10 protein-coding genes are annotated in these 11,245 nt (G+C 65.2%); all 10 read left to right on the top strand.

The window, feature by feature from the left end; all coding sequences use genetic code 11:
- The first annotated feature begins 192 nt into the window (after nucleotides 1–192).
- The 10 genes from sdaAB (at nucleotide 193) to HMPREF0372_RS03160 (ending at nucleotide 11,149) form a co-directional block, all read left to right on the top strand.
- Nucleotides 193–861: an L-serine ammonia-lyase, iron-sulfur-dependent subunit beta gene (gene sdaAB, locus HMPREF0372_RS03115; RefSeq protein WP_007488907.1), complete on the top strand. Its 669-nt coding sequence runs from the start codon at nucleotides 193–195 to the stop codon at nucleotides 859–861.
- Between the two features lies 1 nt (nucleotide 862).
- Nucleotides 863–1,711 (top strand): L-serine ammonia-lyase, iron-sulfur-dependent, subunit alpha, encoded by an 849-nt coding sequence (gene sdaAA, locus HMPREF0372_RS03120; RefSeq protein WP_007488908.1) that lies wholly within the window; start codon nucleotides 863–865, stop codon nucleotides 1,709–1,711.
- Between the two features lie 443 nt (nucleotides 1,712–2,154).
- On the top strand, nucleotides 2,155–2,523 hold the full coding sequence (locus HMPREF0372_RS03125) for a VOC family protein (RefSeq protein ID WP_007488910.1): 369 nt from the start codon (nucleotides 2,155–2,157) through the stop codon (nucleotides 2,521–2,523).
- A gap of 3 nt (nucleotides 2,524–2,526) precedes the next feature.
- A complete protein-coding gene (locus HMPREF0372_RS03130) occupies nucleotides 2,527–3,588 on the top strand; it encodes an acyltransferase (protein WP_007488911.1) in 1,062 nt (353 codons plus the stop codon).
- Nucleotides 3,589–3,600: 12 nt separating this feature from the next.
- On the top strand, nucleotides 3,601–5,004 hold the full coding sequence (locus HMPREF0372_RS03135; RefSeq protein ID WP_007488913.1) for an MBOAT family O-acyltransferase: 1,404 nt from the start codon (nucleotides 3,601–3,603) through the stop codon (nucleotides 5,002–5,004).
- 12 nt (nucleotides 5,005–5,016) lie between these two features.
- On the top strand, nucleotides 5,017–6,228 hold the full coding sequence (locus HMPREF0372_RS03140; protein WP_155116954.1) for a DHHW family protein: 1,212 nt from the start codon (nucleotides 5,017–5,019) through the stop codon (nucleotides 6,226–6,228).
- 3 nt (nucleotides 6,229–6,231) lie between these two features.
- Nucleotides 6,232–7,437 (top strand): MFS transporter, encoded by a 1,206-nt coding sequence (locus tag HMPREF0372_RS03145; RefSeq protein WP_009258330.1) that lies wholly within the window; start codon nucleotides 6,232–6,234, stop codon nucleotides 7,435–7,437.
- Between the two features lie 128 nt (nucleotides 7,438–7,565).
- Nucleotides 7,566–9,002: a pyruvate kinase gene (pyk, locus tag HMPREF0372_RS03150; protein WP_007488919.1), complete on the top strand. Its 1,437-nt coding sequence runs from the start codon at nucleotides 7,566–7,568 to the stop codon at nucleotides 9,000–9,002.
- Between the two features lie 317 nt (nucleotides 9,003–9,319).
- Nucleotides 9,320–9,523 carry a hypothetical protein gene (locus tag HMPREF0372_RS03155; protein ID WP_007488921.1) on the top strand — a complete coding sequence of 68 codons (204 nt, stop codon included), beginning with the start codon at nucleotides 9,320–9,322 and terminating at the stop codon, nucleotides 9,521–9,523.
- A gap of 30 nt (nucleotides 9,524–9,553) precedes the next feature.
- Entirely contained in the window at nucleotides 9,554–11,149 is a 1,596-nt protein-coding gene (locus HMPREF0372_RS03160) for an MBL fold metallo-hydrolase RNA specificity domain-containing protein (RefSeq protein WP_007488922.1), read from the top strand.
- Nucleotides 11,150–11,245 lie beyond the last annotated feature (96 nt).

The following is an 11,245-nucleotide window of genomic DNA, read 5'->3' on the forward strand; positions in this document are numbered from 1 at the left end:
TTCAGATGTCCAATATGTATTGTAGTCCTACAGGCGCGGCATCCCTGACGCGCCGTTTCCCCTTGACAGAGCAAGGAAATCCACATAGAATGAACATCTTCGACAGGATGCGCCCCGCCCGGCGCGGGGCGCATACGCGCCCGACGACGGCCCAACAACAGCTTGGAAGTAGGAAAGGAACCTTGAGCAACTATGAACATCTTTGATATCATGGGGCCTATTATGGTGGGGCCGTCGTCGTCCCACACGGCGGGGGCGGCAAGGATCGGGTTTCTGACCCGCAGGCTGCTGGGGAGCACGCCCCGGCGGGCAGAGCTGCTGCTCCACGGCTCCTTTGCCGCCACCGGCACGGGCCACGGCACCGACCGGGCGCTGGTGGCCGGCCTGCTGGGCATGCGGCCGGACGACGCCCGGCTCCCCCGCTCCTTCGAGCTGGCGGAGGCGGCGGGGATGGAGCTGACCCTGGGGCGGGCGGCCCTGCGGGGGGCCCACCCCAACACCGTGTTGCTCCGGGTGGAGGACGCGGCGGGGAAACGGCTGGAGGTGACGGCCTCCTCCCTGGGGGGCGGCCGGGTGCAGGTGTGCGCCATCGACGGGCTGGAGGCCCGCTTCACCGGCGAGCTGCCCACCCTCATCATCCGCAACCAGGACCGGCCCGGCATGGTGGCGGAGGTCACCGGCGTGCTGTCCAAGCGGCAGGTGAATATCGCTACCATGCAGCTCTACCGGGATATGCGGGGCGGCCTGGCGGTGATGGTCATCGAGAGCGACCAGCCCATCTGGGCGGCGGCGGTGGAGGAGCTGCGGGCCTGCCCGGGCATCGAGCGGGTCACCTATCTGAACATGGAGGGGGAGGACTGACATGGCGTTTTCATCGGTGGAGGGGCTGCTCCAGGCGGCCGGGCAGGTCCCCCTGTGGCGGGCGGTGCTGGAGGACGATCTCCGGGAGCGGGGGGTGGACGAGGCCCGCTCCTGGCGGCAGATGGCCGCGCTCTGGACGGCCATGAAGGCCCCAGTGGCGGAGTATGACCCCGCCGCCCGCTCCCGCAGCGGCCTTACCGGCGGCGCCGGGGCCAGGCTGGAGGGGGAGGGGCCGGGGCTGTGTCCTCCCTTTCTGCGGCAGGTGATCGCCGCCGCCCTCAAGACGGGGGAGTGCAACGCCTGCATGAAGCGCATCGTGGCCGCCCCCACGGCGGGGGCCAGCGGGGTGCTGCCCGCGGTGCTCCTCCCCCTCCAGGCCAGGGACGGCCTGGACGACCGCCGGATGGTGGAGGCCCTCTATGTGGCGGCCGGCTTCGGACAGGTGATCGCCACCCGCGCCTCCATCTCCGGGGCGGAGGGGGGCTGTCAGGCGGAGGTGGGCTCCGCCTCCGGCATGGCGGCCGCCGCCCTGGTTTATGTGATGGGCGGCACGCCCGGCCAGATGGCCCACGCCTGCGCCATGGCCCTGTCCAACACCCTGGGGCTGGTGTGCGACCCGGTGGCCGGGCTGGTGGAGGTGCCCTGCGTCAACCGGAATGTGATGGGGGCGGTCAACGCCCTGTCCTGCGCCGAGATGGCCCTGTCCGGGGTGGAGAGCGCCATCCCCTGCGACGAGGTCATCGACGCCATGCGGGCCGTGGGCGATGCTTTGCCCGCCTCACTCCGGGAGACCGGCAGCGGCGGTTTGGCGGCGACGCCGACGGGACGGAGGCTTGCGGAGCGGCTGTAGAGGCGCACTGTGTGCGCCCGCGGGCGGCCACAAGGGCCGCCCCTACTTGGAGGCGGGGGTATTGGGCCACCCGCAGAGTTGTAGGGGCGGGTGCCCACATCCGCCCGCGGCTGCGGGACACGGTCAGAGCCATTGGTCCGGCGGGCCGATGTGGGCAGAAGGGGAACTGACACGAAGGGGCAAGAGAAGCTGCCCTGGGGCGCCGGTCCCTACAGACCGGGGCTTTGGGGCTTGTTTGAAACATGTCAACAAGCCCAATCGGCGGGCCTTTTGACCGCTGGACGGCGCAATTTTTCCTTGAAATCCGTCCGGATTCCCGCGAAAGAATTGCTTGCCAGCAGCCATAATCCCTCGCTGCTGGGTACATCGCCAAGTTTCAAACAAGCCCTAGCCTGGCGGGGAAGAGAACCACGCCCGCAAAACCGAAGAAAAGAGGAAAAACCATGCTGCAATTCAATCATTTTAACTTTAATGTGCTGGATCTGGAGCGATCCCTGGCCTTCTACCGGCAGGCGCTGGAGCTGGAGGTGGTGGAGGAGAAGGAGGCCGGCGACGGCTCCTTCAAGCTGGTGTACCTGGGGGACGGGGAGACCGGCTTCCGTCTGGAGTTAACCTGGCTGCGGGACCGCACCGAACCCTACGATTTGGGGGAGCAGGAGTTCCATCTGGCCTTCGTCACCGACCGCTTTGATGCGCTGCTGGCGCGGCACCGGGCCATGGGCTGCGTATGCTTTGAAAACCCGGATATGGGCGTTTACTTCATTGAGGATCCGGACGGCTACTGGATCGAGCTCGTCCCGGAGCGGGGGTAAGGGGTGAGTCAGACCATAGGCGGCCGGCTGGCCTACGCCGATCTGCTGCGGTGTACCGCCATGCTGGCGGTGATCGTGGTCCACATAACCGGCGGGGCCCTGGAGGCGTCGCCGGTGGGAACGCCCGATTTTATGGTGCTCAACGTGTACGACGGGCTGACCCACTGGTGTGTGCCGGTGTTTGTCATGCTCTCCGGCATGTTCTTGCTGGACCCCAAGCACAGCCTCCCCCCCTCCAAGCTTTTTTTCGGCCATATGCTGCGTATCGCCGCCGCCTTGGCGGTATGGGGGACGGCCTATGCGCTGGTGGAACGGGTACAGGTGCACGGCCTGAGCTGGGAGAGCGTCCGGGCAGCCCTCTATCAGGTGCTCCTGGGAAAGACCTGCTTTCACCTGTGGTTCCTTTATATGCTGCTCGGCCTGTATCTGGTCACCCCGGTGCTGCGTGCCTTCGTGCGGGGGGCAGGCCGGGGGGATTTCCACTGGTTTTTCCTGCTGGTGTTTGTCTTCACCTTCCTCCTGCCCACCCTTCTGCGCCTGCGGCCCAGCCAGACGGTGAGCCTCTACCAGAGCTACCTGAATATCAAGCTGGTGCTGGGCTATGTGGGCTACTATGTACTGGGGTATTACTTAAAGGAGTACACACTGAGCCGCCCGGCGGAGTACCTCATCTACCTGCTGGGGATCGCAGGAGCGGCGGTCACCGTGGGGGGCACCGCCTGGCTGTCCCAGCAGCGCGGGGCGCTGGCCCAGACCTTTTACAACTATGACAGTCCCAACATCGCCCTGATGAGCACGGCGGTCTTTGTGCTCTTCCGCTATTTGCTGGGGGTGAGTGACGAGCGCTCCCGCCGCCAGCGGTTTTCCGGCGTGGCGAAGGTGTCCTTCGGCATCTATCTGGTGCACGTGTTCTTCCTCATGCTGCTGCGGAACTTCGGCATTACCGCCCTGTCCTTCCCGCCTGTGCTGTCGGTGCCGGTGCTGACGGCGGCGGTATTCCTGGCCTCCCTGGCGGCGGCGTGGCTCCTCTCCAAGGTGCCGTTCGTGGGCAAGTATTTGACTTAAAGGAGAAGCGGCATGCTCTTTTCCAGTTCGGTGTTTCTCTTCCTGTTCCTCCCGGTGGTCCTGCTGGTGTATTACCTGCCCCTGCGGAGGTGGCGGCAGGGGCAGAACGTGTTTCTGCTGCTGGCCTCCCTGGGCTTCTATGCCTGGGGGGAGCCCTGGTTTGTACTGGTCATGCTGGGCTCCATCCTGGCCAATTACGGCTTCGGCCTGTGGGTGGATGTCTGCAAGCGGGCGGGACGGACCTGCGCGCCCCCTCTTGTGACCGCCCTGGCGGTGAATCTTGGTATCCTGTTTGTATTTAAATACCTGACGTTTACACTGGGTATTCTGAACCGCCTGGGGGCGGCCTTTGTCATTCCCGGTATTGAGCTGCCCATCGGCATCTCCTTCTTTACCTTCCAGGCCCTGAGCTATGTGCTGGACGTCCACCGGGACCGGGGGGAGGTGCAGCGCTCGCCCCTGAAGGTGGGGCTTTACATCTCCTTTTTCCCCCAACTCATCGCCGGCCCCATCGTCAAGTATGAGACAGTGGCCCAGCAGATCGACCACCGCAAAGAGATCTGGGCGGACTTCTCCGCCGGGTGCAGCCGGTTTATCGTGGGTCTGGGCAAGAAGGTGCTCCTCTCCAACCAACTGGCGGTGGTGGCCGACCGGGCCTTTGGCCAGGGGGACGGCCTGTCCGCCTCCTTCGCCTGGCTGGGCGCCCTGTGCTACACCCTGCAGATCTACTACGATTTCTCCGGCTACTCCGACATGGCCATCGGCCTTGGCAAGATGTTCGGCTTCCACTTCCTGGAGAACTTCAATTACCCCTACATCTCCCGGTCCATCACCGAATTCTGGCGGCGGTGGCACATCTCCCTGTCCACCTGGTTCCGGGACTATGTCTACTTCCCCCTGGGGGGCAGCCGGGTGAACTCCAAGGCCAAACACATCCGCAACCTGTTCGTGGTGTGGCTGCTCACCGGCGTCTGGCACGGGGCCAACTGGACGTTCCTGGCCTGGGGACTGTTCTACTTCGTGCTGCTGGTGCTGGAAAAATATGGTGGTCTTGGCCGGGGCTGGCCGGTGTGGGCCAAATGGCTGTTTACCTTCCTGATGGTGAACTTTGCCTGGGTGCTTTTCCGGGCGGACAGCCTGGCGGCGGCGGGGCAGTACCTCCAGGCCATGTTCGGCCTCGGCGCCGGGGGGTGGGACGATCTGACCGCCCTCTACCTGCGGGAGAACTGGACGGTGCTGGCGGCGTCGGTGCTCTTTGCCGGCCCGCTGGCCCCCCGCCTGCGGGACTGGGCCGCGAAAAAGGACAGCCCCCTGCTGGACGCGGGCTACGCCGTACTGGCGGCGGCGGTGTTCCTGGTGTCGGCGGCCTTCCTGATCAAGGGTACCTACAACCCCTTCATCTACTTCAATTTTTGAGGAGGCAGAAGCGTGAAGCGACGCAATACCATGACCGCCGCGGTCTTCCTGCTGGCGGTGGCGGCGGGGTTCCTGCTGCTGGCCACCTCCTTCTTCGGAGGGGAGGGGAAGTTTGAGGCCCTGCTCAAGACCTTCCTCCGGGAGAGGGACGTGATGGCCTTTGTGGATGGGGCGGAGACCGCCGTCAACGGCGATCTGGATCGGGATCACCTGTTTATTCAGCTCTACGGCGGGGTGCAGCGGCTCTCCGGCCGCCGGGTGGTGGAGGACGCGGTGGGGGAAAATACCGTAGTCCGGTTATCCACCGGCGGACTGAATTTTGTGGATCTTCAGGCCGCGCCCGGCGTCGGGCCGCAGGTGGCGGAGAACGCCGCCGCCACGGCGGCGTTTGCCCAGAGCCTGGAGGCTCTGGGCATCCCCTATCTCTACGTGAACGCCCCACAGAAGCTCCAGCGTGGGGAGGCGCTGCTCCCGACCGGGGTGGAGGAGTACGGCAACGAGAGCGCCGACGCGTTCCTGGAGGAGCTGGAGCGGCAGGGAACGGACTATGTGGATCTGCGCCCCCTGTTTGAGGAGAACGGCATCTACTCCAACTGGTTTTTCCGCACCGACCACCACTGGAAGCCCGAGGCGGCCTTTTTCGCCTGGCAGGCGCTGACGGACGAGCTGGAGGAGCGGTACGGCCTGGCCGCCGACCCGGCCCTCACCGATCCGGCCAACTGGGATACCCGGGTGCTGGAGCACTTCTTCCTGGGCAGCCAGGGCAAGCGGGTGGGCTCCCTCTACGCCGGGGCGGACGACATCACGCTCTATACCCCAAAATTCGATTCCGAGCTGACCTATTCCTGCCCCGCCTACGGCTTTACCCGCACCGGCCCCTTTGAGACGTCGGTGTGCTTCCCCGAGCGGGTGGCCCAGCAGGACTGGTTCAACGGCAACCCCTATACCTACTACGCCGGCGGCGACTACCCCATCGCCACCATCACCAACCACAAAAATCCGGACGGGCCGCGGGTGGTGCTGCTGCGGGACTCCTTTGCCTGCGCCCTCACCCCCTTCCTGGCCCTGTCCTGCTCGGAGCTGACCACCATTGATCTGCGGTATTTCGAGGGGGATTTGCTGGACACCATCGCGGGCCTGGAGCCGGATATAGCCCTCACCCTCTACGTTGCGAGCACCACCCGGCTGGACAACCTGTTCCAATATGAACATACGGAGGAATGAGCCTTGACCATACAGAGACAACCCTCCCTCCGGCGGCTGGACTGGCACTATATGGCCATGCAGATCGGCTTTTGGGCCATGTTTGCCTCCATCGTGGGCTATCAGACCGCCCTGCTGCTGGATCGGGGCTTTTCCAACGGGGAGGCCGGGCTGATGACCTCGGTGCGCTGCCTGGCGGGCATTGTGTGCCAGCCCCTGCTGGGGGGCTTTGCCGACCGGCACCCGGAATTCCCCCTCAAGCGTATCGTCTCCCTGTCCATGCTCCTCTCCCTGGGGGTGAGCGTCTGGTACTGGCTCGCCCCGGGCATGGGGCTGGGGGAGACCGCCCTGGTGTGGGCGGTCATCGGCGGGCTGGAGGTGTCCTCCTACCCCCTCATGGACGCCATGGCCATCCAGTTCATCAACGACGGCGTCCCCATCCGCTACAGCCTGGGCCGGGGACTGGGCTCCCTGGCCTACGCCCTGACCTGTGTGTTCCTGGGCTTCCAGGTGGGGCGCTCCGGGGTGGAGAGCACGCTGCTCACCCATGTGGTGCTGGTCGCGGCGGAGATCGCCCTGGTGGCCACCTACCCGCCCTACCGGGGCAGGCCCCGCGCCCGGGATGCGGAGGGGCCGAGGCCACAGTCGGCTCTGGCCCTGCTGCGGTCCAACCCGTCCTTTACACTGATGCTGGCCGGGGTGCTGCTGAGCCTGACGGCGGTGCTCCCCTTGTCCAATTTCCTGGTGAACGTGGTCACCAGCCGGGGCGGCACCGACGCCGATCTGGGCCTGGCCATGTTTGTGATGGGGGCCTTCGAGCTGCCCACCGCCTTCCTCTTCCCAAAGCTGCTCCGCCGGTTCGGCAGCGGTCGGCTGCTGCTCATCAGCGCCGTATTCGGCACCCTCAAGGCCGTGGCGCTGCTGTGTACCTTCAACTACGCCGGCGTCCTGCTGGCCCAGCCCCTGCAACTGCTGGGCTACGGCCTGTTCACCCCGGCGTCGGTCTACTTTGTCAATGAGTCCGTGCCCGAGGCTGACCGGGTGCGGGGCCAGACGGTGATGATGGTGGCCTCCAACGGCATGGGCGGAATGCTGGGCGGCCTGCTGGCCGGCTGGACCTTGGATATGGGCGGCGCAAACTGGATGCTCGCCGCCTGTATCGCCTGCGGCTGCGCCGGCGCGGCCCTCTGCTGGGCGGCGCTCCGGTGTCCGGCCCGGCGGACGGTTTGAAAAAATTGTAGGCGGAAATCATAAATTTAACCCATTTCACCCTTCCCAAACGGGGCGGGATGGTGTATGATATCTGCGGATTTTTGTTGAGACCTGGAGATTCGGATACCCGACGGAGGGACGATTGTATGAACATGAGAAAGACCAAAATCATCTGCACCCTGGGGCCTGCGGTGGACCATGCGGAGACCATTGAACGGCTGATCCGGACCGGCATGAACGCTGCCCGCTTCAACTTCTCCCATGGCAGCCACGCCGAGCAGTTGGCCCGGCTGAATATGTTCAAGAAGGTGCGGGACACCCTGGGTGCCCCCGTGGCCACCATTCTGGACACCAAGGGCCCCGAAATCCGTATAAAGACCTTTGCCGACGGCCCCGTGACTCTGGAGCAGGGCCAGGGATTTATCCTGACCACCGATGACGTGCCCGGAGACGGCCACCGGGTGAGTGTCACCTATGCCAACCTTCACAAGGAGGTGGGGCCCGGCTGCCGCATCCTGGTGGACGACGGCCTCATCGAGCTGCGGGTCCAGAAGGTAGAGGGCCACGAGATCCACTGTGAGGTGGAAAACGGCGGCCCCCTGTCCAGCAACAAGTCCATTAACATACCTGATGTGCACATCCTGTTGCCCTCCCTCACCGACAAGGACCGGGAGGATCTGAAGTTCGCCGTGGACAACGACTTTGACTTCATCGCCGCCTCCTTCGTGCGCAAGGCCAGCGACGTGGAGGACATCCGTGCCGAACTGCGCAAGCACGGCGGCGACAATATCCGCATCATCGCCAAGATCGAGAACCGGGAGGGCGTTGAGAACCTGGAGGGCATCATCGCCGCCTCCGACGGCATCATGGTGGCCCGGGGCGATCTGGGCGTGGAGATCCCCGCCCACGAGGTGCCCATCCTCCAGAAGAAGATGATCAAGGCCACCATCCGGGCCGGCCTGCCGGTCATCACCGCCACCCAGATGCTGGACTCCATGATCCGCAATCCCCGCCCCACCCGGGCCGAGGTGTCCGACGTGGCCAACGCCGTGTTCGACGGCACCTCCTGCGTCATGCTCTCCGGCGAGACGGCCTCCGGCAAGTACCCCATTGAGGCCCTGTCCACTATGGTTAACACCGTCACCGCCGCGGAGGAGGCTATCGACTATTGGGGCCGCTTCCGGGAGCGCAGCCTGTTGCCCGTGGTATCCGGTATCAGTGACGCAATCACTCACTCCTGCTGTCTGACAGCCATGGATCTGAACGCCTCGGCCATCCTGGCGGCCACCCGGTCGGGCTACACCGCCAAAGTCATTTCCCGCTTCCGCCCTGCCTGCCCCATCGTGGCTCTGTGCCAGAATGAGTCCACCCGGCGGCAGCTTGCCATCTCCTGGGGCGTGCACCCCTACCTGTCCGGCGAGGTGGATTCCACCGACCGGATGTTCTCCCTGGCTGTGGATGTGGCCCGTAAGGAGAACGCAGTCCAGATCGGCGATACGGTGGTGATTACCGCCGGCGTACCCCTGGGACAGTCCGGCACAACCAACCTGATCAAGGCCCAGATTGTGGAGGGTGGCCTGTAAAAAACTGTAAGAAGGAACGCATAACAAGAACCGGACCGGCTCCTACGTGTGCCGGTCCGGTTCTTTCTGAAGGGCCCGCGGCCCCTCAGATGGTGCCGCCATAGTCTATCACAGGGGGTTCGTCGTGTCAAAGGCGGCGGCGTTCTCTGGGGAGAAGATGGGGACGGCGATGCAGCAGACACCGGCGCTGGCGTACTGGATGGCCGCGTTCCTGGTCATGCCGATCACCGCTATCCTACGGTATACTGGATGCTTCCACAAAAGAAAAGGGACCGCACGCAGAGCCGCGGCATACAAATGGGAAAAGGGGGGAGCATATGGAGAACCGCATTCTGGCCCGGCTGGATGGCCGGGCGGACCCGGAGTGGCTGCTCACCCTGCTCAGCGTGCTGCCGCTCAACACCTACACCCTGGAGGAGTGGAACGAGGCACTGTCCCAAGCGGCAGGGAGGCGGATCTTCTGCCCGTCTTACCGGACGTTATCCGACTATTTACACCGGCTGGTTTTAGGAGTACAATAGCCTTGTAGAAACTGCACAAGGAGGTGCCCCATGAAACTGACCTTTTTCGGCGCGGCAAGGGCCGTCACCGGAAGCTGCCACTGTGTGGAGTGCGGGGGAAAGAAGATTCTGGTGGACTGCGGCCTGCAGCAGGGCCGGGACGAGCGGGACAACCAGGAGCTGGACTTTGCCGCCGGGTACATCGACGCCGTGGTGGTCACCCACGCCCACATCGACCACTCCGGCCGCATTCCCCTGCTGGTGAAGCAGGGCTTCACCGGCAACATCTACTGCACCCGCCTGACGGGGCAGCTTCTGTCCATCATGCTGCGGGACTCGGCTCACATCCAGGAGAGCGACGCCCAGTGGCAGAACCAGAAGGGCAAGCGGGCCGGGGAGGAGCCGGTGGAGCCCCTCTACACCGTCCACGACGCGGAGGAGGCGGTCAAGCGCATCGTCACCTGCGAGTACGGTACCACGCTTCAGATCGCCGACGGGGTGAAGGTGCGCTTCGTGGACGCCGGGCACCTGCTGGGCTCGGCCAGCGTGGAGATGTGGCTCACCGAGGGGGACACCACCCGCAAGGTGGTCTTCTCCGGCGACATCGGCAACCGGGATCAGCCCATCATCCGCGACCCCCAGTACATCAGGGACGCCGACTATGTGCTCACCGAGAGCACCTACGGCGACCGGCTCCACGACATGGACGAGCAGCCGGACTACACCGCCGACCTGGCCGCCATTATTGACGAGACTCTGGGCAATGGGGGCAACGTGATCATCCCCTCCTTCGCCGTGGGCCGCACCCAGGAGCTGCTGTACTTTATCCGGGAGATGAAGGAGCAGGGCCTCGTCAAGAGCGTGCCCGGCTTCTCCGTGGTGGTGGACTCCCCCCTGGCCGGCGAGGCCACGCGCATCTTCTCCGGGGATCTCCACGGCTACCTGGACGAGGAGGCCATCGCCGCCCTCAAGGGCGGGGCCCTGTTCCAGTTCCCCGGCCTTACCATCACCGAGAGCAGCGATGAGTCCCGCGCCCTCAACCTGGACCCTACCCCGAAGGTGATCATCTCCGCCTCCGGTATGTGCGACGCCGGCCGTATTCGCCACCACCTCAAGCACAACCTCTGGCGGCCGGAGTGCGCCGTGGTGTTCGTGGGCTATCAGGCCGAGGGCAGCCTGGGCCGACGGCTCCTCAACGGCGTCGGCTCGGTCAAGCTCTTCGGCGAGGAGATCGCCGTGCGGGCGCGGATCGTCAACTTCCATGGCCTCTCCTCCCACGCCGACCGGGACGGCCTGCTGCGGTGGATCGAGCACTTCAGCCCCCGGCCCAGGCAGGTGTTCGTGGTCCACGGCGACCAGGAGGTGACGGAGGTCTACGCCAACACCCTCCGGGAAAAGGGACTGGCCGCCCACGCCCCAAACTACGAAGAGGTCTACGACCTGCTGGATAACCAGATGCTCTCCCCCGGCCTGCCGCCGGAGAAGAAGCCCGAGCCCGCCTCCGGCGGCTCGCCGGCCTACCAGCGCCTGGAGGATGTGGGCCGCAGGCTCATGGAGGTCATCGCCCACAACAAGGGCGGCACCAACAAGGATCTGGGTCGGTTCGCCGACCAGCTCCGCGCCCTCATCGAGAAGTGGGACCGCTGACGCGCGTCCCAAACCCCCGGCCCTGCGGGCCGGGGGTTTTCCGCGCCCCGCATCCGCGCAAGAGCGCCGCCAGCTTTGCTGGCGGCGCTCGTTTTG

The sequence above is a fragment of the Flavonifractor plautii ATCC 29863 genome (assembly GCF_000239295.1).
Classification (GTDB): domain Bacteria; phylum Bacillota; class Clostridia; order Oscillospirales; family Oscillospiraceae; genus Flavonifractor; species Flavonifractor plautii.

Bases quoted from the DNA above. Each gene is read 5' to 3' on its own strand.
- sdaAB (WP_007488907.1), top strand. From the start codon at position 193: ATGAACATCTTTGATATCATGGGGCCTATTATGGTGGGGCCGTCGTCG.
- HMPREF0372_RS03135 (WP_007488913.1), top strand. From the start codon at position 3,601: ATGCTCTTTTCCAGTTCGGTGTTTCTCTTCCTGTTCCTCCCGGTGGTC.
- HMPREF0372_RS03155 (WP_007488921.1), top strand. From the start codon at position 9,320: ATGGAGAACCGCATTCTGGCCCGGCTGGATGGCCGGGCGGACCCGGAG.
- HMPREF0372_RS03125 (WP_007488910.1), top strand. From the start codon at position 2,155: ATGCTGCAATTCAATCATTTTAACTTTAATGTGCTGGATCTGGAGCGA.
- sdaAA (WP_007488908.1), top strand. From the start codon at position 863: ATGGCGTTTTCATCGGTGGAGGGGCTGCTCCAGGCGGCCGGGCAGGTC.
- HMPREF0372_RS03160 (WP_007488922.1), top strand. From the start codon at position 9,554: ATGAAACTGACCTTTTTCGGCGCGGCAAGGGCCGTCACCGGAAGCTGC.
- pyk (WP_007488919.1), top strand. From the start codon at position 7,566: ATGAACATGAGAAAGACCAAAATCATCTGCACCCTGGGGCCTGCGGTG.